The 26218-nt window shown below is 48.8% G+C and carries 27 protein-coding genes, 1 tRNA gene and 1 other annotated feature; of the genes, 5 read left to right on the plus strand and 23 right to left on the minus strand.

Features of this window, described 5'->3' with window-relative positions:
* Positions 1-229: 229 nt before the first annotated feature.
* From HNQ47_RS01315 to HNQ47_RS01340, 6 genes are read right to left on the minus strand one after another with little or no spacing between them, the layout of a single operon-like run.
* Positions 230-802 (minus strand): hypothetical protein, encoded by a 573-nt coding sequence (locus tag HNQ47_RS01315; protein ID WP_183326746.1) that lies wholly within the window; start codon positions 800-802, stop codon positions 230-232.
* Positions 803-845: 43 nt separating this feature from the next.
* A complete protein-coding gene (locus tag HNQ47_RS01320) occupies positions 846-1913 on the minus strand; it encodes a CamS family sex pheromone protein (protein WP_183326748.1) in 1068 nt (355 codons plus the stop codon).
* Complete coding sequence (gene ligA, locus HNQ47_RS01325; protein WP_183326750.1) at positions 1900-3894, minus strand: NAD-dependent DNA ligase LigA; 1995 nt, start codon at positions 3892-3894, stop codon at positions 1900-1902. The genes HNQ47_RS01320 and ligA overlap by 14 nt, the downstream gene beginning before the upstream one ends.
* Before the next feature lie 30 nt (positions 3895-3924).
* A complete protein-coding gene (locus tag HNQ47_RS01330; protein WP_183326752.1) occupies positions 3925-6066 on the minus strand; it encodes an ATP-dependent helicase in 2142 nt (713 codons plus the stop codon).
* A 36-nt stretch (positions 6067-6102) separates the two neighbouring features.
* The gene (locus HNQ47_RS01335; protein WP_183326754.1) at positions 6103-7275 is read right to left on the minus strand and encodes a hypothetical protein; all 1173 of its coding nucleotides are present in this window, start codon (positions 7273-7275) and stop codon (positions 6103-6105) included.
* A 12-nt stretch (positions 7276-7287) separates the two neighbouring features.
* Positions 7288-8235: an AEC family transporter gene (locus tag HNQ47_RS01340; protein WP_183326756.1), complete on the minus strand. Its 948-nt coding sequence runs from the start codon at positions 8233-8235 to the stop codon at positions 7288-7290.
* Positions 8236-8327: 92 nt separating this feature from the next.
* Between HNQ47_RS01340 and HNQ47_RS01345 the strand changes: the two genes are divergently transcribed.
* Together HNQ47_RS01345 and HNQ47_RS01350 are read left to right on the plus strand one after the other, a co-directional pair.
* Complete coding sequence (locus HNQ47_RS01345) at positions 8328-8477, plus strand: hypothetical protein (RefSeq protein WP_183326758.1); 150 nt, start codon at positions 8328-8330, stop codon at positions 8475-8477.
* A 47-nt stretch (positions 8478-8524) separates the two neighbouring features.
* Complete coding sequence (locus tag HNQ47_RS01350) at positions 8525-9394, plus strand: class I SAM-dependent methyltransferase (RefSeq protein WP_183326760.1); 870 nt, start codon at positions 8525-8527, stop codon at positions 9392-9394.
* A 49-nt stretch (positions 9395-9443) separates the two neighbouring features.
* Here the strand turns inward: HNQ47_RS01350 and HNQ47_RS01355 are convergent, their stop codons facing one another.
* The 5 genes from HNQ47_RS01355 to HNQ47_RS01375 all read right to left on the minus strand — a co-directional run bounded on the left by HNQ47_RS01355 (position 9444) and on the right by HNQ47_RS01375 (position 13286).
* Positions 9444-9632: a ferredoxin gene (locus HNQ47_RS01355; RefSeq protein WP_183326762.1), complete on the minus strand. Its 189-nt coding sequence runs from the start codon at positions 9630-9632 to the stop codon at positions 9444-9446.
* On the minus strand, positions 9629-10471 hold the full coding sequence (locus HNQ47_RS01360) for a MetQ/NlpA family ABC transporter substrate-binding protein (protein ID WP_183326764.1): 843 nt from the start codon (positions 10469-10471) through the stop codon (positions 9629-9631). The genes HNQ47_RS01355 and HNQ47_RS01360 overlap by 4 nt, the downstream gene beginning before the upstream one ends.
* Positions 10472-10567: 96 nt before the next feature.
* On the minus strand, positions 10568-11236 hold the full coding sequence (locus HNQ47_RS01365; protein WP_343052864.1) for a methionine ABC transporter permease: 669 nt from the start codon (positions 11234-11236) through the stop codon (positions 10568-10570).
* The gene (locus HNQ47_RS01370) at positions 11217-12263 is read right to left on the minus strand and encodes a methionine ABC transporter ATP-binding protein (RefSeq protein WP_183326766.1); all 1047 of its coding nucleotides are present in this window, start codon (positions 12261-12263) and stop codon (positions 11217-11219) included. The genes HNQ47_RS01365 and HNQ47_RS01370 overlap by 20 nt, the downstream gene beginning before the upstream one ends.
* A gap of 34 nt (positions 12264-12297) precedes the next feature.
* Positions 12298-12531, minus strand: a binding site (T-box leader).
* A 29-nt stretch (positions 12532-12560) separates the two neighbouring features.
* On the minus strand, positions 12561-13286 hold the full coding sequence (locus HNQ47_RS01375; RefSeq protein ID WP_183326768.1) for an amidohydrolase family protein: 726 nt from the start codon (positions 13284-13286) through the stop codon (positions 12561-12563).
* Positions 13287-13422: 136 nt separating this feature from the next.
* Between HNQ47_RS01375 and HNQ47_RS01380 the strand changes: the two genes are divergently transcribed.
* A complete protein-coding gene (locus HNQ47_RS01380; RefSeq protein ID WP_183326770.1) occupies positions 13423-14106 on the plus strand; it encodes an alpha/beta hydrolase in 684 nt (227 codons plus the stop codon).
* A gap of 21 nt (positions 14107-14127) precedes the next feature.
* Here HNQ47_RS01380 and HNQ47_RS01385 read toward each other — a convergent pair whose 3' ends face one another.
* The 6 genes from HNQ47_RS01385 to HNQ47_RS01410 form a co-directional block, all read right to left on the minus strand.
* Positions 14128-14733, minus strand: coding sequence for a cysteine hydrolase family protein (locus HNQ47_RS01385; protein ID WP_183326772.1), 606 nt, complete (start codon positions 14731-14733; stop codon positions 14128-14130).
* Position 14734: 1 nt separating this feature from the next.
* Positions 14735-16198, minus strand: coding sequence for a nicotinate phosphoribosyltransferase (locus tag HNQ47_RS01390; RefSeq protein WP_183326774.1), 1464 nt, complete (start codon positions 16196-16198; stop codon positions 14735-14737).
* An 80-nt stretch (positions 16199-16278) separates the two neighbouring features.
* Positions 16279-17286, minus strand: coding sequence for a recombinase RecA (gene recA / locus HNQ47_RS01395; protein ID WP_183326777.1), 1008 nt, complete (start codon positions 17284-17286; stop codon positions 16279-16281).
* Positions 17279-17755 carry a CinA family protein gene (locus tag HNQ47_RS01400; RefSeq protein WP_183326779.1) on the minus strand — a complete coding sequence of 159 codons (477 nt, stop codon included), beginning with the start codon at positions 17753-17755 and terminating at the stop codon, positions 17279-17281. The genes recA and HNQ47_RS01400 overlap by 8 nt, the downstream gene beginning before the upstream one ends.
* Positions 17756-18334 carry a CDP-diacylglycerol--glycerol-3-phosphate 3-phosphatidyltransferase gene (gene pgsA / locus HNQ47_RS01405; RefSeq protein WP_183326781.1) on the minus strand — a complete coding sequence of 193 codons (579 nt, stop codon included), beginning with the start codon at positions 18332-18334 and terminating at the stop codon, positions 17756-17758. It abuts the gene before it with no gap.
* 11 nt (positions 18335-18345) lie between these two features.
* Complete coding sequence (locus HNQ47_RS01410) at positions 18346-19473, minus strand: helix-turn-helix domain-containing protein (protein WP_183326783.1); 1128 nt, start codon at positions 19471-19473, stop codon at positions 18346-18348.
* A gap of 112 nt (positions 19474-19585) precedes the next feature.
* Here HNQ47_RS01410 and HNQ47_RS01415 point away from each other — a divergent pair.
* Positions 19586-19659: transfer RNA gene (locus tag HNQ47_RS01415), tRNA-Thr, on the plus strand.
* A gap of 39 nt (positions 19660-19698) precedes the next feature.
* Here the strand turns inward: HNQ47_RS01415 and HNQ47_RS01420 are convergent.
* The 6 genes from HNQ47_RS01420 to HNQ47_RS01445 all read right to left on the minus strand — a co-directional run bounded on the left by HNQ47_RS01420 (position 19699) and on the right by HNQ47_RS01445 (position 24691).
* Positions 19699-20487, minus strand: coding sequence for a DeoR/GlpR family DNA-binding transcription regulator (locus HNQ47_RS01420; RefSeq protein ID WP_183326784.1), 789 nt, complete (start codon positions 20485-20487; stop codon positions 19699-19701).
* Complete coding sequence (locus HNQ47_RS01425) at positions 20471-21340, minus strand: SDR family oxidoreductase (protein ID WP_183326786.1); 870 nt, start codon at positions 21338-21340, stop codon at positions 20471-20473. Before HNQ47_RS01425 ends, HNQ47_RS01420 begins: the two co-directional genes overlap by 17 nt.
* A complete protein-coding gene (locus HNQ47_RS01430; RefSeq protein ID WP_183326788.1) occupies positions 21337-22266 on the minus strand; it encodes a class I mannose-6-phosphate isomerase in 930 nt (309 codons plus the stop codon). The genes HNQ47_RS01425 and HNQ47_RS01430 overlap by 4 nt, the downstream gene beginning before the upstream one ends.
* Positions 22263-22937, minus strand: coding sequence for a deoxyribose-phosphate aldolase (gene deoC / locus HNQ47_RS01435; RefSeq protein ID WP_183326790.1), 675 nt, complete (start codon positions 22935-22937; stop codon positions 22263-22265). Before deoC ends, HNQ47_RS01430 begins: the two co-directional genes overlap by 4 nt.
* Positions 22938-22995: 58 nt before the next feature.
* On the minus strand, positions 22996-23451 hold the full coding sequence (locus HNQ47_RS01440) for a hypothetical protein (RefSeq protein ID WP_183326792.1): 456 nt from the start codon (positions 23449-23451) through the stop codon (positions 22996-22998).
* A gap of 82 nt (positions 23452-23533) precedes the next feature.
* Positions 23534-24691, minus strand: a complete 1158-nt coding sequence (locus HNQ47_RS01445) for a DUF349 domain-containing protein (protein WP_183326793.1) — start codon at positions 24689-24691, stop codon at positions 23534-23536.
* Between the two features lie 204 nt (positions 24692-24895).
* Here HNQ47_RS01445 and HNQ47_RS01450 point away from each other — a divergent pair, with 204 nt between their 5' ends.
* Complete coding sequence (locus tag HNQ47_RS01450) at positions 24896-26206, plus strand: TrkH family potassium uptake protein (RefSeq protein ID WP_183326796.1); 1311 nt, start codon at positions 24896-24898, stop codon at positions 26204-26206.
* The last annotated feature ends 12 nt before the right edge of the window (positions 26207-26218 follow it).

The following is a 26218-nucleotide window of genomic DNA, read 5'->3' on the forward strand; positions in this document are numbered from 1 at the left end:
TTGCAATTTCATAGTACACCACAATTCCTTTGAAATCAACATTTATTTATTTATTTCAAAGATTTATTACAAATTATTTTTCTATATCGCTTACTTTATATGTAATATTCTTTGCAATCAAACATTGTTTTTGCCCGTTTCAAACATTAAAAAGCGGATATTCCTTTTGAATATCCGCTTTATTTCAAAAAAAACAGCCTGCCGCATCGCGGCAGGACTGTCCTGCTTGTTATCGTTGGATTTCGTTCACCAGTTCTTCATCTTTGGCGGTGGTCATGTTGTCGGTCTGTTTCTTACCGGCACCGGTCTTAGTAATTTCAATAAAGATCTGTCCATCCGATGTGTGTGTATCATCCACAAGATAATTAAAGCAATTGATTTCCAGATCATACATCTTGCCGTCATCGGAATTGGTAAAATACGTATTGATCGGACAGATGTCATCGACTTTATTGTATGCCTCATCAGCAGCACTTTTAATGGTTGCTTCATCCGCGTCATCGCTCATGTTCATATTGATTCGCAGCGTCGCACTTTTCAAATTCACCGTGACCGAATCAACATTGTCGATCGATGAGACCGCATCCTTGATCTGGGAAATTTGATCATCGGAAATTTCCGGATTCAGGTCATTCGAACCGAAACGGCTGCCGACGACCGGCGTGCTCTGTGTCAGCACGCTGCCTTGAATAACGAAGAAGATCAGCAAAAACGGAACCGCTATCAGGATCAACGTGATCCAGACCAGCTTATGCCCTTGTTTCGGTGCCGATCCTTTATTTTTCCTATTATTTCTGGCCATAAAATGCCTCCTGCTTCACATTATAGCATATGTTAAAAACTTTCTACAATATCGAAACCGAGGAGACATTCTTGGAGCTCTTCTCCCGCTTCAAGATACAATAGGTCGTATCGTCGTTGACGATCGAGACCGTATATTCGCATTTCGTATCTTTGAATACCGACATGCTTTCTTTCGCAGTAGAAATCACGCCCTGGATCTCGCCTGCCGTACGGCCGTGCGTGGTCACGGTGATATTCATCTTCGAAAGGCTGCCGTCGACATATTCGGCTTCTCCGATCACATAAGATGTATCATCCAGTACATCGTAAACATCATCGTGGAACGTTGTAAAGCGATCATATGTGGTTTCGTCCATGCTTTGCAGCGTTGTGCTCGGCACCCGGATCCACTCATCATTGATCTTCTTGTACTTGCTTGAATTGCCGTCAAAATAACCGCTGTAAATATAACCGCCCAAGGAATCACTGCTCGAATCACTGTTGATCTCATAAGCGGCGACATAGATCGGGATATCCGAAGTCACTTCATTGAACCGGTCATGCATATAATTCACCAGTTTATTGGCCGTCACCTCGACGTAGTCATACATCTTTTGTTTTTTGATCTTGGTATTGTTATCGCCGACTTCACTGTTGACTACTAAAGCGAGCGAAATTCCCTTCAGGCTTTTATTCTTATAGAAATCCAGCTCATAGATATCCGCCAGAACAGTTGCGTTTGTGACCTTGCCGTTGCCAGTATCAAATTCCTCATCACTGGCTGGGTTCAGACCGTTCGGATTCTTATCACGCAAGGTGCCCAATAAGCCGCGGCTGCCGTCGGTCGCATCCAATTCATCATAATCCAGAAACTCCTGGCTCTTATATTTATAATCGACCGGCGAGAAATGATCTTTCGATAGATCGGCCAGACCGGATTCGATCTGCACCTGTGTTTTTGTGTCGCTGATGACACCGGCATGTTTGATGCGGGAATCGCTGTCATCATACGGCAGCACGGGCTCGTAATCCTGGCTGGCAACGCTTTCGGTCTGATTTTGTGTGGCAGAACATGCGCTCAATAAAACACTTAGACTGACAATTCCTGCGATCCATTTATTCTTCCGCATTTTCTACCTCCTGTATAAATTCTTCCTCCGGCATCGTTTCAACGTTCAGCTGCTGCGCTTTGGTCAATTTCGAACCAGCTGCCGTGCCGTAAATCACAAGATCGGTTTTTTTGGAAACCGAACTGGTCACATTCGCACCGAGCTCTTCAAGGACTTTCTTCGCTTCATTGCGCGTATAGCGTTCCAGGGAACCGGTCAGAACGACCGTCTTTCCAGTAAACCGAGATCGTTTTGTTTCGGTCTTTTCCTGGATCATATTCAGACCGTCCGCTTTGAGTACATCGATCAGACGGCGATTGTGTTCGTCACTGAAGAAAGCCGTTACGCTTTCTGCTGTAATATCGCCGATATCCCGGATCGATGTCAGATCTTCCTTCTTCGCTGCCATCAAAGCATCCATCGAACCATAGTGCTGTGCCAGCGTCATCGCGGCCTTCTTGCCGACCTGACGAATGCCCAGCCCAAATAAGAGAATGCCCAGCGGCTGTTTTTTGCTTGCCTCGATCGAATCAAACAACTTGTCGATCGACTTCGTTTGATAGCCAGGCAGCTGACTGATTTCTTCCCGGTGGTCTTTCAACTCGTAGATATCCTCAATGGAATCCAGCAGGCCGGCTTCATGAAGCTGTTCGATCTTTTTATCGCCCAGCGAATCAATATCCATCGCATCGCGGGAAGCAAAATGGATCATGCTTTCCACGACCCGTGCCTGACAGTCCGGATTGATACAATAATGGGCCGCTTCCCCCGGCAGACGGACCAGCTTCCGGCCGCAGACCGGACAATGATCCGGGAACACATACGGGACCTGGGAGCCGTCGCGCCGTTCCGGAACACTGCGCACGACTTCCGGAATGATATCTCCGGCCTTGTGGATGACCACAATATCGTGAATGCGCAAATCTTTCTGCGCAATTTGATCCTCATTGTGCAGGGTAGCCGCCTGCACCATCGTACCGGCGACCCGCACCGGTTCAAGCACCGCATTGGGCGTGATCTTGCCGGTCCGGCCGACCGTCAGATTGATATCCAATAATCGGGTCTGCACTTCCTCGGCCGGAAACTTGTAGGCGATCGCATACCTTGGGACCTTGACCGTCGTTCCCAACCGCCGAGAATCCGCCAGAGAATTCAGCTTGATGACCATCCCATCAATTTCGTATGGCAGCTGTTCCCGTTGGGCGGCAATTTCCTGAATGAACGCCCAGATCTCGTCCGCATTTTTGCAGACGCGGCGGATCGGATTGACTTTAAAGTGCAGCTTCGACATGGTTTCCAGCGCCTCTTCCTGCGTCAGCACCCCAAATGCTTCTGCACTTTGAAAATAGTACCAGTAAGCATCCAGCTTGCGCTTGGCACAGATGCCGGAATCCAGCTGTCGGATACTGCCGGCAGCCGCATTCCGCGGATTGGCAAACGCCGGTTTGCCTTCCGCTTTCTGACGTTCATTTAATTCTTCAAAACTTTTCTTCGGCATGAAGACTTCCCCGCGCACTTCGACCGGACGATTATCCGGAATGTGCATCGGGATCGAAGCGATGGTACGGACATTATTGCTGACATCCTCGCCCACGGTGCCGTCCCCGCGGGTCACAGCTCGGACAAACTGTCCGTTTTCGTAGGTCAGCGACATGGCTAATCCGTCGTATTTGCATTCCACCACATACTCGGGATCATCGACCGATTGTTCCATCCGCTCGCAGAACTGACGGATCTCATCCAAATTGAAAATATCCGCCAGAGAAAGCATCAACGATGTATGCGTGACTTTCTCAAACCCGTCCAGCACTTTGCCGATGATGCGCTGGGTCGGTGAATTGGCATCATACAGTTCAGGATGTTTCGCTTCCAGGTGCTGGAGTTCTTCCAGCAGCCGGTCGTATTCCTGATCCGGAACCGATGGATCATCATATACGTAATATTCAACGGAGTATTGTTCCAGTATTTTTCGTAATTCAAAAATACGTTCTTGTTCATTCATAACGTTCACCTGCGCCTATTATAACACGTATTACGAAGAGACTTTCTTTAACGACGGATGAAAGGCATTTAATTTTTTGATACCGACGGTATGATCGAAAGCAACGGTTGCGACCCCGCCTTCCAACCGGATCACGACTCCCTGACCATAGACTGTATGTTCCACTAAATCGCCCTTATGAAACGGAACCCGGCGATGGCCGGCGGCACGCAGCAACATCTGCGGCTGCGGTTTCGGTTTTTCCTGCGGCGCATTGGTCCATTTTTTCGGGATCTCAAGCAAGAACCGGCTCGGTGTCTTGTTTTGTTCCAGCATATAACTGTAGCCGCCGTTCCATGAAATACACAGCGACTCTTTTGCCCGGGTCATGGCGACATAACACAGGCGCCGTTCTTCTTCCAACGCCGCATTGCCGCCTTCCTGGACCGAACGGGCGCTTGGGAAAATGCCTTCGTTAAAATTCACCAGATAGACCGAATGAAATTCGAGCCCTTTGGCGGCATGCACCGTCATTAAATTCACGCACTCCCCGGCCTGATCGTCTTCCCGGTCGGTAAACAACGCAATATCCTGCAGATAGGTCTCCAGCGTCATATCCGGATCTTCCCGTAAATTCTGGGCAATATCCTGCTGCAGTTCTTTGATATTGTCGATGCGGTCTTCTTCATTGTTTTCCTTTAACATCCGATAATAACCGGACTCATCCATGATATAGTCCAGATAATCTTCCAAAGAATAATCCGCACGATGCGCACGCAGCTCCTCGATCAATTCCACGAATCCGCGGCATTTGTTCACGACCGCATTGCCCAGTCCCTGCGGATCTTTCATGACTTCATATAAGTTGATATGACGCTTTGCAGCTTGATCCTGCAGCTTTTCGATCGTCTTGGCCCCGATCGCGCGGCGCGGCTGATTGATGACGCGCAAAACGGCCAGATCCAAAGAAAATTGATCCGGATCGGCTTCATCTTTATGCGCACACAGCCGCAGATAGCACAGCGCATCTTTGATTTCCTGACGGTCGTAGAAACGAAGCCCGCCGTAGATCCGGTACGGAATGCCCGTCTTGCGCAGGATGCGTTCAAATGCCCGGGAACTGAAATTCGAACGGTAAAGGATCGCTATATCGTGATACGGCAGGCCGGCGGCATGGGCATCATGGATCTTGCGGGCGATGGTCAATGGTTCTTCGTTATCATCGGCGCACTCCTGCAGATCGATCTTCCGGTCGCCGGGCAGCTCGGTGAACAACTCTTTCTCAATGCGGTCTTTATTGTGGCGGATCACGGCATTGCTGGCATTGAGGATCGGCTGCGTGCTGCGGTAATTCTGATTCAGGACAATGGTCTTACAGTCCGGGAAATCTTTATCAAAACGCAGGATGATTTCCACACTGGCGCCCCGCCATGTATAAATAGTCTGATCCGGATCGCCGACGACGCATAATTTAGCATCCGGTCCGGTCAGCAGCCGTACAATATGATACTGCACCGGATCCACGTCTTGGAATTCATCGACATGAATATAATCCAGGCGCTTCTGCCATTTTTCCCGTACATCTTTTTCCTTTTCCAACAGACGACGAGCTTCCAGAAGCAAATCATCAAAGTCCATTGCTTTCATTTCTTTGCGCTTGGCTTCGTATTCCCGATAAAATTTCGCAAACAGCTCCTGCGTCGGTCCCATGGCCAGTTTCATGGCTTCATCCGGATCGACACCGGCAGTCTTGCAGTCGGAAATATAGCCGATCGCACGGGCATACGGATACATTTTCCGGTCAATATTCCATTCTTTATAAAAAGGCCGCAGGATCTGACGCTGGTCATCATTATCCATGATCACAAAGGCTTTCGGGTAACCCAAACGGTCCCCATCTTCACGCAGGATCCGTACACAGAGCGAATGGATCGTCGAGATCCGCACGATCCGCGCATCATCGCCGATCAAGTCGGTCAGACGATTCTTCATTTCGTTGGTTGCTTTATTGGTAAAAGTAATGGCAAGGATCCGGCTGGGATAGATGCCGATTTCTTCAATTAAATAAGCAATGCGCGCCATCAAAACACGGGTCTTGCCGCTGCCGGCACCGGCAATGATACGGACATGCCGGTCAATCGTGGTCGCTGCTTCCCGCTGCGGCGCATTCAAAGTTGCTAATACACTGTTCATATTCTCACCGCAAACAATCATAACATAAAAAAGAGCCTAGAGCTCTTTCTGAAATTCACTTTCTTTGACACATTGCTTTAAGTACGGAAGTTTCGAGGCATCGGATGCCACATCATGAAAATACAGGACACGGTCTCCCTGACGCAGGATCGCTTCCAGATGCGTGATGCCGTCTTCTTTCCAGTCGTACATTTGAATGGTCTTATCGTGATATTGAATGGGTTCTTGTTTCTGCACCTCGTTCAGCTTGGTACAGATGACAGACTGTTTGCCGGCCTGGATCAGCCAGTTCCATTCACCCAGGTCCGTATACGGCCCCATCAAGCAGATCGACTGCGTGACTGGGTCATAATTGCGTTCGCAGGCGCCGTCTGCTACGATGCGGGCATCTTCAAATAAATGGTACACATCCTTGCGGCGATATTGGCTGACATCCCGTTCCGCTGAAATACCGGTGATTTTTGGTTTTCTTCCCAGCTGCTGGCACAATTCATTGTATTCCGGCACCGGCAGCGGCAGCCGGTCATCCATCTTATGCGCAATTTCCAAGTAATCGCAGATCGTATCGGCATACTTGCGGGTATGATCGTTCATCATCGTATACGGTCCGACGCCTTCTTTGGCCAATAAAACCAACGCGGCATTTTTATAGAACTGCGCATCCTTATCCCATGTATTCCAGACATAGAACGAATCCAGCAGCTCTTCATCCGTCATCTGGCGGAATTCATCGATATCGAATGCCCGCGCCGCCGTATAGATCCGATCCTCCCTTTCAATGGGCAGAAAATATGTTTCATCATACATATAGTTCTGCTTTCGGAATTCTGGATTTTTGAGCAGCAGATCTTTGATATAAGCAATCTCATCTTCATAAATACGGTGCAGACGATGGAAGTTTTCATCCTGATCAAAATCCAGATCGTCGATCAGTTCATATTCACCAGGCAATTCCGTCTGGACATCTTTACAGAATTCCACCGCAAACGCATGGAAGCCCGGGCCGGCATGGCGCGTATTGGCTGTGATCCAGATGGAATCGTCTTCCTCCCGGATATGAATCGTTCCCTGCGGGCAGGCATAAATGACGACTTCATCCGCTTTTTCCTCGATCTGCATCTTTTCCCGGTTGGCCAGTGCCCCAAAGACCTGATACAGTTCATTTTTTTCTTTTTCATTGCGATTTTTACAGATACATTGTACGAACATATGGAATTCCCCCTATACGAAATCAGACATTTTCAAGATCCACAGCCAGAACGTAAACGAGAACGCAGAGAACATCGTCGTCAACATCACGACGGTGCTTGTCAGCGTACCTTCATGGTTCATATTCTTGGCCATGACATAACCGGCGACGGTCGTTGCGCTGCCTAACATCACCAGGATCGCGACCAGTTCACTGTTCCGGAACCCGAGCGCGATCGCTGCAGGCAGAAACAGCGACGTAAAACCAAAGAGTTTAATGATTGTAGCACAGATGGCTGGTTTCATCACTTTGGACGCACTCTGCCATTCAAACATGCCGCCCATGGCCATCAAACCAAGCGGTGAAGCCAGCCGGCCAATATAGTCGGTCGTCTTTTCAACGATCGGAACCATCGGGATATGCAAAAGTGAATAGAGACAGCCTGCTGCGATGCCGAGAATGATCGGATTGGTCACGATGCCGACCAATGTTTTCCGCATCGTTTGAGCGGTCACTTTTTCCGTGCCCGGCGCGGTCAAAGTCAGGACCAATACCGCAAAAATATTATAAAGCGGCACCGAACCGATGATCATCAGTCCGGCCATGGCACTGTCGCCATAGATGTTCGAAATAAAGGCACTGCCGACCAAGGCGGCACTGCTGCGATAGGCGGCCTGAATGAATTCACCGCGCTGCGCCCGGCCCTTGACCACGAACCGGCTGATCACGGCCGCTAACAGAATGGAAAGCAAGGTCGCTATAAAGCAGAACAGTACGAACCGACCGTTCCAAAGTTTGACAAAATCCTTTGCGGCCAGATCCGCAAACAACGATACCGGCAGTGCTATTTTAAAGACAAATCGATTGATTTCTGATAAGGTCTTTTCGCTGAATATACCGACTTTCTTAAAGAAATAACCGAACACCATCATCAGAAAGACAGGCACGGTCGCATTCAGACTGAACATCAAATTTTCCATAACGCTATCATACCACTTTTCTGACCGGTTCTTCCACTTCCTTGGACGGAATCTGAAATGGTGCTACTGTTGAGTTGAAAAGAGGGATCCATATGGAGAAAGAAGTGAAAATGGCCGATAAGGCGACCATAAAAAAACAAATTGAGGAAGAAAAAGAAGTCGGCTACCAATGGCTGACGTTAGCCGGCGGCACAGCCATCTTATCGTTGGGTGTTTATTTTATCATGAGATTCCTCATCTAAACGGTCAAGCAATTGACCGTTTTTTTATAAGCCCTTATAATAAGGTCATGAATCAAACTGCGAATGAATGGAAAGACTATGAGATCCTGGATACCGGCCATAAAGAAAAACTCGAACGCTGGAATCACATCATCCTGCGCCGGCCGGATCCAGTGTGTATCTGGCCGATCGAAAATGAAAAATTATGGGATCGCGCCGATGCGGTTTACCATCGCTCTAAATCCGGCGGAGGTCACTGGGAAACCCGGCACCCGATCAAAGAATTCTGGACCATCAATTACAAAGATCTGAAATTTAAGATCAGTCCGACCGGCTTTAAACACACCGGTCTGTTCCCGGAACAGGCATCGAATTGGGATTTTATGATGGATGCCATCCGCTCTTCCGGACGCGATGATATAAAAATATTGAACTTGTTTGCGTATACCGGCGGGGCAACCATGGCCTGTGCCAAGGCCGGTGCCGCCGAAGTCGTGCACGTCGATGCCGCCAAAGGCATGATCCAATGGGCCAAAGACAACATGAAACTGAATCATCTGGAAGACCATAAGATTCGGTTTCTGGTGGATGACTGTCTGAAGTTCGTTCGGCGGGAACAGCGCCGCGGCAGAAAGTACGACGGGATCATCATGGATCCGCCCAGCTACGGACGCGGCCCGAAACAGGAACTTTGGAAATTGGAAGACTCGTTGTATGAACTGGCCGATGAGTGCCAGAAACTGCTGAGCGACGACGCTTTATTTATGATCATCAATTGTTATACGACCGGCTTTTCCTGCCGGACATTAGCAGAAACGATGAACCGTGCCGTGCAGAAAAACCATGGCGGAACCATCGAAACTGGTGAAAACCTGCTGCCGGTCACTTCCGGCGGTGTGCTGCCCTGCGGTATTTTCGGACGATGGACAAGAGATTAAACCCGCATCTGCGGGTTTTTTATTTATTTATTTCACAAAAAGAAGCAGGTCATTTTACCTGCTTCTTGATATGGATCGCATGCATCGGGCAGCTGAGCACAGCTTCTTGGGCCCGCGGCAAATCGGTATCGATGTCCTTGGCTTCGGCTTTGCCTTTCGGACTGAGCACGAAGATCTCCGGACAGATCCCGGCACACATGCCGCACATCACACATGCATCACTTACTTCATATTTCATTCTTCAACCGGCAAGACCGCTCCTTTAAAATGCTTCTTGATCCATTTCTGGGTCTTTTCCGATTTCAAGATCTTGACCAGATCTTGCACGGCCTGACTGTCTTTATCTTTTTCCTGCACCGCAATGACATTGCCGTAGGTCTGTGCCACTTCACCGTCTGTCGATTCGGAAGCCAGCAGCTTATCCGTCACATCGGCATCCAATGCATAATTACCGTTGACGACCCCATAATCAACATCATTCAGCTTTGATGCGATCTGCGCACCATCCATTTCTACCAAGTCCAGATCATGTGGATTTTTCTTTACTTGTTTCAGCGTCACGCTTGTCGATGTTACTTTGACTTTCTTATCTAAGGTGATCAGTCCTTCATCCTGCAGCAGCAACAATGCCCTGGCTTCGTTGGAGGCATCGTTGGGAATGGCGATCTGTGCGCCGTCAGAAATATTTTTCAGATCATCGCTTTTGCCGGCATAGATACCCATTGGTTCAAAGTGGATCTTTCCGGCAGAAACCAAATAGCCGTCATCTCCCTTTTTTAAGCCTTCATCTTTATTATAAGCAGTCAAATACGGCTGATGCTGAAAATAGTTGGCATCCAGACTGCCGTCGGATGTCGACGGATCAATTTCCGGATAATCCGAAAATTCTTTGATGACCAGCTTATACCCTTTGGCTTCATACTCTTTCTTCACATGTTTCAAAATGATCGCGTGCGGCGATGTCGTTGCACCGATCGTCAATGTTTTTGTTTCTTTGGCATCAACAGTAGCTGGTACGGCCAGACTGACGGCAACCAGCGCGCTCAATGCCGCTTTTAAAATTCTTGTTCTCTTCATACTGTTACCTCTCTGTTTCTGTGCATTCATCATACTGAATCATCCGTTGGAACGGAATGATAAATCTTTGATAATCGTTATAAATATTATTTATAACTAATGTGTTGCCTTTGTGACCAGAAAATCGCCGAGCAGCTGGATGATCGAGATGATCACCAGGATCAAAACAATGATCACAAATGTAATGTCCCCCATCGACCGGTACAAGCCATAACGGATCGCCATATCTCCCAGACCGCCGGCGCCGATCGTTCCGACAATGGCGATCTGTCCGACCAAGGCGATCATCGAAATCGTGATGCCGCGGATCATGCCTGGGACATTTTCCCGCAGCAGGACCTTGCCGATAATTTCCCATGGGCTCAGTCCCATCGCCTGACTGGCTTCCAAAATGCCAGGATCGATTTCCAGGATCGCCGTTTCCATCTGACGGGCAATAAACGGCGCCGTGCCGATCACCAGCGGCACCAAGGCCGCTTCCCGGCCGATCGTCGAACCAGCGATCCAACGTGTCAGAACGGCAACTGTCGGTACTAAGATAATAAATGGGATCGATCGGAATAAATTCACGATCTTATCCAGGATCCAGAAGACGACCCGGTTTTCCATGATGCCGCCTCGGCGGGTCACGACCAAGATCACACCGATCAGCAGTCCTAAAATAGTCGAAAGGATGCCGCTGATCACCAACATATATATGGTATCCCATATTGCCTGCGGAAACTCATCCGCATACATGATCACATTAGGAAAGTAGGCTGCCACGTTTGATCACCTCCACTCTGACACCGCTGTTCCTAAAATGGTCCAGCGCTTTCTGTACATCTGCCTCCTTGCCGGTAAAGATGGCTTCAATTTGTCCGATCGGTGTATCATGGACAATTTCCACGTTGGCAAAGATCAGATTGATATCCACGTCAAATTTCCTTGATACCGTCGATATGATCGGATCGGCAGTATTGGCGCTTTTATACTGCAGACGCACCAGCACCTGATCGGCCTGCAGCCGTGTGATCGGATGATCCTGTTCGATGAGTTCATCGATCTTTCGGGCGTTGTTCGTGGTATTGATGAAATTCTTCGTGATTTCCTGCTGCGGATTCGTAAACACGGATACGATATCGCCCTGTTCCACAATTTTTCCTTCTTCCATGACGGCCACATGATTGCAGACCTCTTTGACCACCGCCATCTCATGGGTAATGATGACAACGGTCAAATGCATCGATTGATTGACCTTGCGGATCAATGCCAAAATATTCTGGGTCGTCTGCGGATCCAGCGCACTGGTTGCCTCATCACAAAGCAGCACTTTCGGATCATTGGCCAGCGCCCGGGCAATTGCCACCCGCTGTTTCTGACCGCCGGACAACTGGCTCGGATAAGAATCGCCGCGGTCGGCCAGATCGATCAGCTCCAGCAGTTCATTGACCCGCGCCGTGATTTTCGCTTTGTCCCAGTGTAAATGCACCAGCGGCATCGCGATGTTGTCGAAGACCGTGCGGGACTCCATCAAGTTAAAATGCTGAAAGATCATGCCCATCTTCTGACGCTCCCGGCGCAGCTGCTTATCGTTCAGCTTCAGCAGATCCTGTCCTTCCAAATAAACCGCACCGGTATCGGGTTTTTCCAGCAGATTCATGCAGCGTACCAATGTACTTTTACCGGCGCCGGAAAATCCGATGATGCCGAAGATATCCCCCTCCGGAATATCTAAACTGACATCCTGGACCGCATGCACTTTGCCGGCCTTGGTTTGGAACGTCTTTGATACATGTTCCAATCGTATCATTTGTTTCTCTCCCTTCATAAAAAAATCCCGTCCTGCATAGGACGAGATGTTACTCACGTGTTACCACCTATCTTCACGAAACAATTGCTTGTTCCGCCTCTTCAGGTACTTACATACCCTATCGCTGTAACGGGCGAACCCGTCATGACTTACCTATCAGCCACGCGGCTCGAAGACCATCTTCACTGCTTCTTCCTTGTCCGCTTCCACCGGCCGCGGACTCTCTGCAAAGGCTTCATCCAGCTACTCTTCTTCTTCCGTCGATTTACCTAAATTATATCGAAATCTGGTTGAATGTCAACAAATCAGCCAGTATGGATAGAACATGATGCCGTTTTTGATCATCCGCCGGATCAACGGCCGTCCCAAGGTCTGAAAATAATGTTCCAGGGTCGGCACCTGCAGCACCAGCAGATCCCCGCGTTTGCCGATCATCAACGATCCTCGGTCATCGAGATGGAAGGCTTCTGCCGGCCAGGAAGTGGCCGCCTGAAGCAGTTTGTCGCATGATACGCCGCAGGTGTTGAACAGCACGAAGGAAACCGGATGCATCGAATAAATATATGAATTCGGCGTTCCGAAATTACAGGACAATAAAAACCGTTCGTTTTCCGCTTTCTGATAGTCTTCCAGGCAGCTCACGATCGGCAGCGGACAATGACGGCTGCGATAGAACACGTCCTGGGTCAGTTCCTGCCGCTGCAGCGAACTGTGGGTCGAAAGCAAGGTCAGAATGCCATTTTGTTTCATCGCATACAGCGCCGCTCCGGTATAACGCAGCTGATCGCCCAGGCGGACATGACGAAAGCCAATGTAGTTGCAGTCGATCAAAGCCGGCACGACGATCTCGCCTTTCGCATCGATCACCCGGGTCGCATCATCGACCCATGATTTATAACTATGTTCACCGATGTCGATAATTTTTTCATGATACATCGCGACAAATGCATGATCGTAGATCGTAAACTGTTCATCGCATGTATATAAATGTTCAATATTTTTTATGATCAAGGTTGCTTTCATATTGTCTTCTCATTCTATTATACCCGAAATCATACGCTCCTGCCTATAGGCTTGCGATTTTATCAAAATCCGCAATGCCGGTGGAGAACTGGTTCAATTTGTGATACAATCGGTCCAACCGAAAGGAGGAATCGGTATGTTTTTCTTTCGCTCAAAACCAAAGCCTGTCATCGTAACGATCCACGGATTCGGCAAACGGCTGCACCATGAATTTGATCCGCTGGCTGACTACTTCCGGCAGCGGAAATACGAAGTCATTCAATTTGATATTTACGACGTTGACAATGCACAGGACGCCGATCCGGATGTCTGGATCAAACGCTGCACGCAGCAGATGAAGAAAGTCTGTGCCCAGCACGACAACGTTGTCCTGATCGGCTTTTCGATGGGCGGTGTGATTGCCTCCTATCTGGCGACGATTTTTCCGGTCAAACGACTGATCCTTGCGGCGCCGGCTTTTCAATATCTCGACACGCGGAAGATCGTCGAATATGGCGTCAAGGCCGTCAACAAGTGGCGGAAATCAGAACCGGAGACACCGGAAAAACCAAGTCCGGAACAAACCAACGCCTTTACATCCATTGTCAGTCAATACAAAGACAGTATTGAGAACGTCTACTGTCCGGTGCTCATGATCCACGGCACGGACGATGAAGTCATCCCGCCGGCTAGTTCTCGCAATGCCTATAAAAAGATCCCTGGCAAGAAATTGCTATTGTTTATAGAAGGCGGACATCATCGCATGCTTTATGATCATACACTGCAGGATGAGATCTTTCCGATCCTTGAACTGATGACGGAAGGAAAATTGATCGCATAAAAAAAACGGGCCAATGCCCGTTTATTTTATGCTTGAAACAACACAGATCCCGTTGGCTGCCATATTCTGCAGCGCCGCATCATTCCAGAACATCGCTGAATGCTCCGGACTGTCAAATGTATCCACACAATCGACCGGCACGATCACTCGCATGCCGGATTTATTATGTTCGTTCAGCCACGCCTGCAGGCTCAGCGCAAACTGCAGAATACACAAATCTGTGCAGCATCCCATGATGATCACATCCTGGTATGCATCCAGACCGCCGTCAAGATATTCCTCAAACGCCGGTGCAGTAAATGTATTGGTGCTGTTCTTACGCAGCACATACTTGATCAGCGGCTGCAGCTCATCCACGACCTCAGCTTCCTTGGTCCCGATCATGCAGTGCGGCGGATAGCTTTCGAACTCCCGTGTCCGGGGCGGGTGACTGTCGCACACGAACACATTTCGGCAGGCCAGCGTTTTCAGTACCGCTTGCTGGGCGGGAATCAGACGCGCAATTTCCTGATCATGCAGAGCGCCTTCTTTCACAAAACCGTTGACCATATCGACCACGAAAATGATCGGATCCTTTATCTCATCGATTGCCAGCGGCTGCCACGTATCCTGTTTCAGTCTGGCCATCTCAGTCCTCGTTCTTCTGTGATTTATACAGTAAATCCATCTTCATTTCATAATAAGAAGGACTCATGTCTAAATAGTGAACGTGCGGGTTGTCAAAACGCAGTTCAGATACCCAGATCTCGTTATCCAATTGATCTTTGACATACTGACGAAGATCATCCAGATTTTCGGTCGGCATGATCCGCTTGCCGTCTTTGATGACCTGCTGCTGAAGCTCTTTGACCGTGTAATTTTCATAATGCATATTTTTCCACGGTTTCTTGGAATCAATGTAACGATACCGGCGGCTCGTATCAACGGTTTCATCATATTTCGTCAGCAGATCCGAGATTGCCCGGCCTTCTTCGTCATACACACGATAGACTTTTTTCCGTCCCGGATTCGTGATCTTCTCTACGGTCTCGCTGACCTTGATCTTCGGGATACGTTCGCCGTTTTTCTCCACTTCGACGATCTTATACACCGCGCCGAAAACCGGATCGCTCTTTGAAGTGATCAGACGTTCGCCGACTCCGAAACTGTCGATCTGTCCGCCCTGCTCGATGATCGAATTGATGCTGTATTCATCCAGGCTGTTCGAAGCGACGATCATGCAGTCATTTAAGCCCGCTTCATCCAACGCCTTGCGCACTTTGATCGTCAAATAAGCCAGGTCGCCGGAATCCAGACGCACGCCCTTCAGACGTTTGCCCATCGGCTCCAATACTTCCTTGGCACAGCGGATCGCATTCGGCAGACCCGATTCCAGTACATCATAGGTATCGATCAACAAGATCGAATTGTCCGGATACATTTCACAGAACTTCTTAAAAGCTGTATATTCATCATCCTGATACATGACCCAGGAATGCGCCATCGTTCCGCTCAACGGAATGTTGAACAGCTGACCGGCCAGCACGGTTGCGGTGCCGACCGCACCGCCGATGTATGCCGCACGGGCTCCGTAAACAGCCGCATCCATATTATGTGCGCGGCGGGCACCGAAATCCGATACGGCCCTGCCTTTGGCCGCCCGGACAATGCGGCTGGCTTTGGTGGCGATCAGTGACTGATGGTTGATTTCAGCCAAAATAGCCGTTTCCACCAGCTGCGCATCGATCAGCGACGCATGTACCGTTAAGATCGGTTCATTCGGATACATGATCGTTCCTTCGCGGAATGCAAAAATATCGCCTTTAAAATGATAATTGCGCAAGTACTCCAGGAATTCATCACAGAAAATATTCAGCGACCGCAGATATTCGATATCCTCTTCACTAAAGTGCATATTTTCAATGTATTCGATGACTTGTTCCAATCCGGCAAAAATGGCATAGCCGCCGTTATCCGGATTTTTGCGGTAGAAGACATCAAACGTAACATAGTTATCTGCATGATCTTCGAAATAACCATTGGCCATTGTCAGCTCATACAAATCCATCATCATGGTAAGATTTCGTTTGTCGAAAATTTTTTGTGCTGCCATATGTTTTCTCCTTGGTTTCCGTTTCATTATACCGCAATTTTTATGACTTTGTGAAAAAATCCGCAAAGAAAAACAGAAGATCATTCCGCATCTTCTGTTTCGTTTTCTTTTTCTTTTAATTTCTGTTCCAATTCTGCCTGAAATTCCGGATTTTCCTGGATATAGGCTTTAGCGACCTCACGGCCCTGGCCGATTTTCTCGCCTTCATAGCTGAACCAGGAACCGGCCTTATGAATGATGTCCGCATCCACACACAGATCCAGCAATTCCGAAATATAAGAAATGCCTTTGCCGTACATGATCTCGATCATCGCCTGCTTGAACGGCGGCGCCACTTTGTTTTTTACGACCTTGACACGCACCTTATTGCCGATGATCTCCGATCCGTTTTTGATGACGTCTGCCTTGCGGATATCCAGACGCACCGAAGAATAGAACTTCAAAGCGCGGCCGCCCGGCGTTGTCTCCGGATTGCCGTACATCACGCCGACCTTCTCACGCAGCTGGTTGATGAAGATCGCCGTACATTCATTATGATTCATCATGCCGGCCAGCTTACGCATGGCTTTGGACATCATACGCGCTTGTGCACCGACCTGCAGATCGCTCATTTCCCCATCCAGTTCGGCCTGCGGGACCAATGCCGCCACCGAATCGACAACGACCAGATCCACGGCACCGCTGTCAATCAGCATCAACATGATATTCAGTCCCTGCTCGCCGGAATCCGGCTGCGATAAGATCAATTCATCAATATTCACGCCTAAGTTCCGCGCATAAACCGGATCGATCGCATTTTCGGCATCGATGAAAGCGGCACGGCCGCCCATCTTCTGCACCTGCGCGATCGCATGCAGCGCCAGCGTTGTTTTACCGCTGGACTCCGGACCGAAGATCTCGATGATCCGGCCCTTCGGATAACCGCCGATCCCTAAAGCACGGTCCAGCAGCAGACTGCCCGAAGGAATTGGTTCCACATCCACGGCAGCCCGGTCACCTAGTTTCATAACGGAACCTTTTCCATATTCGCGTTCAATTTTCTTGACGACATCATTCAGCAATTTATCTTTATTGTCTTTTTCATCCATTTTCTTTCACCTCTTTCAGCAGTTCTTCTGCCATCCGATCAACGACATACTGACGCACTTCATTGCGCGTCATCGCATCACATTGAAACATGAACGGCTTCACGCCGCGTTTGGAAGCAATGGCACAATATACACGTCCTGCCGGTTTGCCTTCCATTGTATCAGGTCCGGCATTTCCGGTAAAGGAAACACAGTAATCCGAATCGGTCAGTTCCCGAGTGTTGCGCGCCATCGCAGCGGCACACTCCTCACTGACGGCTCCATATGTATGTACGAGCTCCGCCGGCACATGCACCAACTTTTCTTTTAATTCTGTAAAGTAAGTGACCACACCGCCTTTCAGCACTGCACTGGCACCCGGAACGGATGCGACCGCACTCGTAAATAAACCAGCTGTAAGGCTTTCACAGCTGGAAATCGTGCAGTGTTTTGCGGTGCAGATCGTGATCAGTTCCTTGATCGTATCCATCTACATCGACTCCAAAACATATTTTCTCAATTTCATAAAATAAACATAGCCGCTGTACGCAGACATCACGGTCGCTGCCCAAAGCAGGATCTGATCGACCGGCAGGCCAAGATACGCAAACGGCCAGTTGCGCAGGATCAAGAAGATCAATGCGCACATCTGCAGGACCGTCTTCATTTTGCCGTAAATGCCCGCACTGACGACACGGCCGTGCTGGCTGGCCACCATCCGCAGACCGTCGACGACCAGATCACGTGAGATCATGATCCAGGCTGCTACAACATTGACCTGGTGCGTATAGACCATCAAGATCAGCATGGTATTCACCAGCATCTTATCCGCGATCGGATCAGCAAACTTTCCAAAGGTGGTGATCAAATTGCGGCTGCGCGCGATCTTGCCGTCCAGCAGATCGGTCAGTGAAGCAATGCCGAACAGTAAGAAGACGATCACATCACGCCGGCACAGACCGCTGACCGGTTCGATCACATTCTGCGTCGGATCCATTGCCAGGAACACGATGACGATCACCGGGACCAAGCAAATGCGCATTACAGTTAATTTATTCGGTAAATTCATCCAATCACTCCTTAATAAACAGTGCCGGAACCATCATCATAAGTTGCCGTACTGTCATAATACGTACTATCATCCGTATAATACGTTGTATCTGCAGCCGACGTATCCGTCGTTGTAGTATCTGTAGTCGTTGTATCTGTGCTTGTGGTATCCGTCGTGGAATCCGACGAAGTATCATCTGATGAACTGTCGGACGTATCAGACAGTGTCTTCACGATATCAAAATACAGAACTGCCGGTTCTCCCTTCTGCCAATTGGTCTTATTAAAAGTCACGGATTTGCCGTTGATCTTGATCTTATTATTGCTGTAGGTGCCGATCTCCACCTGAATCGTGCACTTCGAGGATACAGAAATCGACTGCGTATATGTATCCGAATAAACGGTTTCGGTATCGCTGTCAGAAACCAATGTATCGTCTTTATACACAACGACCGTACTGTCTTCCGGCATCGTGATGGTCAGATCCACCGATTTTGAACCGGTCAGGATACCGGCGACCTCATAAACGTTGTTTTCTTTATCGGTTGCCTGCATTTCGATCGTATCGGTCGATGTGGTGCTGCTTTGCCGCTGTTCTGCCAGTTTCTTGGTTTCCTGTTCTTTCTTTGCCAGTTCTGCCTGCCGTTCGGCTTCTGCAGTCTGAGCCGATTTATTGGCCGAATAGGAAATGCCCCAGTTGATCAGTGCCAGCACCAGCACAACACAAAGCACCAATACACCGATCCGATAATAACGGGCATTCTTTGATTTATTGAACGCATAATTCAGACGTTTGCGGATCGGATGATCTTTTTTCTTCTTTTTCTTTGGTTTGGATTTTTTCGCGGAAGCCCGCTTCTTGGTCTTCGTAATTTTATTTTCAGCGGTGCCGTCGGATATTTTTGTCGTGCGGTTGGAAGCATACGCCGCAATATTGGCATCGACTTCCGGCTGGATCGCATTCCAGTTAACACCGATGGCTTCGCAGTAATAACGAATAACGTAACGAATAAAGTTGAAATCATCATTGAATACCGCTAAATTGTTTTCTTCAACGGCTTGTATATATTGAGGCGCCAGCCGCGTCTGACTGGAAATATCCTGGATCGAAAGACGCAGCGATAAACGCCGTTGTTTCAAGAGTTGATAATAAGGCATTTTTGTTCCCCCTTGCGTTTCATATTATAACAAAAATTCCTTCATTCTCATAGACACATCAGAAAATAAATACTTGACGAATATATACTTTTCTGTAGAATTAAATATACAGGCCCGTATAGTATAATGGTAATACACATCCATGGTAAGGATGAACTGGTGGTTCAATTCCGCCTACGGGCACCATGCGAAAAAACAGGAGCGAATGCATCGCTCCTTTTTTGTTTATTCTCCTTTGCGGATCCGGATCCCCTGCTGCTGATACTGCGCAAGCAGCTGTTCTGAGGCTTCCGGATCGGTCAAGATCTCATCCACATCATGAATGTCCGCAAATTTCGTTGCGGTCACCTTTTCCAGTTTCGTATGATCCACGACCACGATCGAACGTTTTGCCTGTTTGAGGGCTGCGCGTTTTGCCTGCGCCGTCTCGGGATGAGGTGTCGAAATACCATATTCTGCCGATACACCGTTCGCGGCAATCAGTGCGGTATCAAAATAATACCGCTCCATCTCTTCGATCATGCCGGCGCCTAACGTGCATTCATATGCATTTCGCAGCGTGCCTCCAAGCATAACGACCTGCAGAACATTGCTTTTCTGCAAGGTCAGTGCCACACGCACATCATTGGTGACCGCCGTCATCGGTATTTTTCGATACAACAACTCTTCCGCGATCTGTACACACGTCGTCCCGGTATCTAAGAAAATGGTCTCCTTGGCATTCAGTTCTTGTACAGCCAGACGCGCAATGGCTTGTTTCTGCGGCAAATCTTTGCCCTGGCGGGCATCCATGGTTTCTTCTGTTCCGTATCCAGCATCGATCCACATAGCGCCGCCGTGCGTCCGCAATAACTTGTGCTGCTGTTCCAGCTCGGTTAAATACGCCCGTACCGTCGTACCGCTGACCTGCAATAAATCGGTCAGTTCGGCAATGGTCACACGTTTCTTCTGCTGCAGTGTTTCCAGGATCAGATTCTTCCGTTCCTGCGCAAACATATTACTTGTCCCAGCCAAAATCTTTCAGGATCTCCTGTACATTTTCTTCAAAGGTGCCGAATGTGATTCCTTTGGCCGCCAGTTTTCCGGCATCCAGACGGAAATCACGGAACCGGTCGGCATATCGCTCATGATTCGGCAGGATAAATTGCTTGATGGCTTCCGGTGAAGCGCCCAGCTGCTGAGCGATATAAACCGCACATTCATACGTTGTCCGTTCATTGGATGCGGCCACATGGTAAATGCCCGGCTCCAATTCGATCAGCTGCGGAAACGCTTCTGCCAGATGTTTCGCATATGTCATGCACCGTTTTTCGTTGCATGTAAATAAGGTCGGCTGCTGATGAAGCAAAGCGGTCATGACATTTTTCATCAAATTCGGACTTGCCTTGATGCCCGGCATCGAAAGTCCCATCTGCCAGGAATACCGCAGCAGCACAGCCTGCGGATAGGTATCCTGGATATATTGTTCACATTCGATCTTGTTTTGGCCGTACATCGTGACCGACTTGGTCGTTTCCGATTCCGTATGCGGGCCGGCCGCATCGACCCCATTAAATTCCTGCTCCGATCCGGAAAAGATCAGCTTCGCTCCTTTTTCTTTGCAGACATTGACGATGCGCTTGGTCGATTCAACATTGATGGCCTTGGCTAAGTCCGGATGTTCATCACAGAATTTTGTGTTCGCATTGGCGGCCGCATGAAAACACACATCAAAATCTTGTGTTCGGAGATATGCTTCTACCGCATCCGGATCCGTCAAGTCTGCATTCTTGCGCGTCATACGGATCCAGTGATATGGATCCCGGTTCGTCTGATAGATCAGTGACGCCAGATATCCGTTTGATCCAGTGGTTAAAATTGTTTTCATCCCTGCTCCTTCCTAGGACGGCTCACTAATACATGGCTGCCTGCCGGTACGATCACGGACCCTGCCGCATACGGCACCAACATCGCTGACCAGCCGTCCAGTTCGATTCCTTCTTCCTGCCATTTCACCGTGATCGGATCCTTCTCCACATTGGTGATCATGGCATAGGTCTTACCGCAGACCAGCTCACGGTCTGCATCGACATACCATTCTTCAATTTCATAAAACGGGCTGTTTGATAAAGAACGACTTTTATGTTCCGCCGGCACAAAATGTGCCTGATTGGAGAAGTCAGCCACATTGAAACTGTCCTTCAGGTGCAGCTGGCGCTTTTTGCCGTCCGGTCCCAAACGATCGTAATCATAAAAACGATACGTAACATTACTGTTGGAACCAATTTCATAGGCCAGGATCCCCTTGCGCAGCTGATGCAGCGTGCCGCACGGAATATCGATAAAATCGCCTTTCTTGACCGGATAGGTCTTCAAATATTGATCCAGTGTACCATCCTGCAAGGCTCTGCGGATCGTTTCGGCATCCGCTGTGGTCGTACCGGCAACCAGATCGGCTCCCGGCATCGCATCGATGATATACCAACTTTCATATTTTCCATTATCGTGCGAATGTGCCTGGGCATACGCATCATCCGGGTGCACCTGCACGCTTAAGTTGACCCCGGCAGCCAGCAGGGCGCCGCGCTGCAGTTCATGTTCCGTCAGTCCCGGACCGAGGATCTCGTCTTCACGTCCTTTTAGATAGTCGATAAACAAAGGCTGTCCGTCTCTGTTTTTGACTTTCGCCGAACCTTCCGGATGGGCCGACATTTCAAATGACGTACCGATCCGGGAACAATGCCGCGCTTTGGCAATCTGATCGCCTGCCCAGATCGTATCGTACGTAAAGGGAATAAATGTCAATGGTTTCATTGTTGGTCGAATCCTTCCAGGATCTTCAGGGAGGACGACGTACCGATGCGCTGTGCGCCTGCCTCGATCATCGCTTTGCATGCTTCCCACGTACGGATGCCGCCGGCAGCTTTGACCTTGACTTCTCCCTCAACGGTGTCGACCATCAGTTTAACGTCCTCGACCTTGGCACCGCCGGTTCCGAAGCCCGTGCTGGTTTTGATGAAATCTGGTTTTACATCCTTTGCGATCAGCGCCAGCTGACGAATCTCGTCTTTTTCCAAATAACAGTTCTCAAAAATAACTTTGATGATCTTACCGTTGTCATGGCAAAGCTTGGTCAGCTGTTCCATCTCATTGCGGATCCAGTCCCAGTCATGCATCTTTGCCCGGCCGACATTGATCACATAATCAATTTCATCGGCACCGGCTTCGATACAGTTGCGGCATTCGTCCAGTTTGTTTTTCAAGCCCGTCTGTCCTAACGGAAAAGATACAGCACCTCCGACATGGACATCCGTGCCGGCCAGTTCCTTTTTGCAGAATTCGATCCATTCCGGATTGATTGCCACCATGGCTGCGCCGATTTCCTTGGCTTCATTGCATAATTTACGCAGATCATCTTCCGTTGCATATGCTTTTAAAAATGTGTGATCAAAATATTTTGCGAGTGTTTTTCTTGTGAGTTCCATAGTTTTATCTCCTTTTATTTAGTTTCATTTTAACACTATATAAAAGAAAAAGCCAGAATTAATCTGACTTCTTTTTTGTTTTCTCGCTTTGAAAAAACCACTGCCCTGTCTCATCGAACTCACCATAGGCCAGCCACTGATGGCGCAGCGCGTATGTCAAGTCCTGTCGTATTGTTTCCGGATCGTCGCCCAATGCGGACAGCGGACAGGGATCCTGCTTTGCCAGCACCGGCAGATAGTCTCGGCAGCGTTTTTCCCGCTTAGCAGCCTCTGCTGATTTCCGGCGTAATCGATTTTTCCGATCTTCACAAATCAGGGCAATAAACAACCATGGCAGCATCACGATCAGCGCTTTGGCCGGCTGCGTTCTTTGAATGATCCCCGCAATGACGGCGATCACCAACAATAAACAGGCCAGAAGCCTGAACGTATCCGACGCTTTCTTCAGATCCTGTGAATCTGCATGAATGCGCATTCCCGATGCTCCCTGTTTTTCTCGGGTTTGATGGTCCATACTGTCTTCCTCTCACCCTCATGTTACGGAATTTCAGCGCGTAAATCAAGATGACAGGGCAAAGAAAAAGCGCATTCTGCGCTTATTCTTCACTAATTTTGCTTTCGATATCGGCAATTTCATCTTCCAGCTGATGGATCTCTTCTTCCGCCTCATCGATTTCATCTTCAATTTCATCCATGCGGCTCTGGCTGTTCAGTCCGCGCAGGTCTTCCTCCAGGCGGCTGATCCGGCGCTTTTCGTTTTCGATATCGTATTTTTTGCGGTCGATGGTATTGGCCATCCGCTCTTTCCATTCTTCATGTTTCTTGGCGTTCAGTTCTTTCAGACCGTCAAAGTAATCATCCATGACACTGCGGAACGAGTTCCAAATTTCGTTCTCACGTGCCCGGCCGCACGAACCGATTTCCTTCCACTGCACACCAAAATCTTTCATGGTCTGAGTGTTTTCACGGGAATAATCTTTCGTTGCTTCAATGGCTTTTGCTTTTTCGATCAGTTCCTGTTTTGCCTGATAGTTGGCATCCTGCGTTTTATGCAGTTCTTCATAGAAGGCATTGCGGCGCTGATAGAAGTGCTGGCGGGCGCCGTTGAAACGCTCCCACAGATCATCTTCGTATTCGCGTCCGGCATTGCCGGCTTCCTTCCAGCGTGTCATCAAATCTTTGAACTGGTTGCCGGCCTTCTGCCATTCTTCCGAATCCTTCAGCGCTTCGGCTTCCACGATCAGCTTTTCTTTTGCTTCCCGGGCATCTTCGAAATGTTCTTTCATATCTTCCCAGTGCTCGTGTTTGCGCGTATAGAATGTCTGACGGGCGGCGTTGAAACGGTTCCACAATTCGTCGTCTTTCCGGCGTCCCAAACGCGGAGCTGCTTTCCACTGCGTCATCAGATCTTTCATCTGCTGCGTCGCATTTTTCCAGTCTTCCGACTGAGACACTTCTTCGGCCTTTTTGATCAGATCTTCCTTGATCTGTTCTCCGGCCTGATCTGCTTCCCGTTTTTTATCGTAGAACGTATCCATGATCGCATCGAACTTTTCTTTCAGTTCGTCTTCATAACCGGATTCCCAATAATGGATCCGGCGCCATGCCCGCTGCAGATCATTGACACGCGGTGCTAACTCATTCCAGTCATCGATATCTTTTAATTTTTCCGCTTCTTCGATCAAAGCTTCTTTTTCTTTGATATCCGCATCCTGGTCTTCAAATTCTTCGTACAGTTCTTCATTATCATTCATACAAGGTCCCTCAATTGCTTTCAATTCGTATAGTATTATTATAAACTGAAAATCCAAAATGTCACCCCAAATCGAAATTTTTCATGGAATCTTGTAAAATTCTGTGATTTTTTTCATGATTCCGGATAAAAGATAGTTATACTTTATCTTTTCATCCTTGAATGATAAAATAGCCAAGTGTAAAATTAATGAGAAGGGTCAATTATGAATCATAGAAGATATTCTTCGTCTTTCCGTTTGATCGTGTTGAGCTTTTTCCTGATGATCCTAGCCGGCGGAATCCTGCTGTCGCTGCCAATCTCTTCCCGGCAGCACGTATGGACGCCGTTTATTGATTCGATCTTCACCGCCACTTCTGCAACGTGCGTGACCGGACTGATCGTCCGCGATACAGCAACGTACTGGTCGTGGTTCGGACAGCTGGTCATCCTTTGTCTGATCCAGGTCGGCGGCATGGGCGTCATTACGATGGCCGTATTGATCGTATCGCGCATCGGGAAAAATGCCGGCCTGGTCCAACGTAAGACCATGCAGGATGCAATTTCCAGCCCGCGCCTGGACAATATCGTCCAGCTGACGCGGTTTATTTTCCACGGCGCCATTACATTGGAAGTATTAGGAGCCGTGCTGATGGCTCCGATTTATATCTCCGAGCGCGGCATTTTACAAGGCATTTGGATGAGCATTTTCCATTCCATTTCCGCTTTCTGTAATGCCGGCTTTGACGTTTACGGCCATTATGAGTCACTGACGGCCTATGCGGGCAATCCCATCATCAACATCGTGATCATGGCATTGATCGTCTTAGGCGGTTTGGGTTTCGTCGTCTGGAAAGATGTCCTGGATAAAAAACAGCACATTTCCAAATACAACCTGCAGACGAAAATCGTCCTGCTGACGACGTTCTTCCTGATCGTAGGGCCGGCTGTTTATTTTTATTTCGGAGAATACAGTGATTTGTCAGGCGGCACGCGGGTGCTTGTTTCCTTTTTCCAGTCCGTGACGCTGCGTACGGCCGGATTCAATACAACGGATCTGAGCACGCTGACCGGCACCGGAAAAATGACGATGATCTCGATGATGCTGATCGGCGGCAGTCCGGGATCGACTGCCGGCGGTATGAAAACAACGACATTTGTGGTCATTCTCGCCTGTGTCTATGCGGCCTTCCATCAGGATCATCCGCATATTTTCCGCCGCCGTATTTCGAACGAATCCATTCAGAATGCGATCTGCATCTTTACTTTATATATTGTTTTGTTCCTGGTCTGCGGCATGCTGATCAGCCGGATCGAAAATATCGATATTGTCAGCTGTCTCTTTGAAACCGCCTCAGCCATCGGAACAGTCGGGTTGACATTGGGCATCACCACCAAGATCGGTGCCGCTTCAAAGATCATCTTGATCTTATTGATGTATTTCGGACGGGTCGGCGGTCTGACGCTGGCATATGCGCTGACATTCCGCAGCCGCTACACCAAAGCGCTGCCGGTAGAGAATGTCAATGTCGGTTAGGAGGATAGAGAT

Origin of the sequence: Catenisphaera adipataccumulans (assembly GCF_014202755.1) — a bacterium.
GTDB lineage: Bacteria > Bacillota_I > Bacilli_A > Erysipelotrichales > Erysipelotrichaceae > Catenisphaera > Catenisphaera adipataccumulans.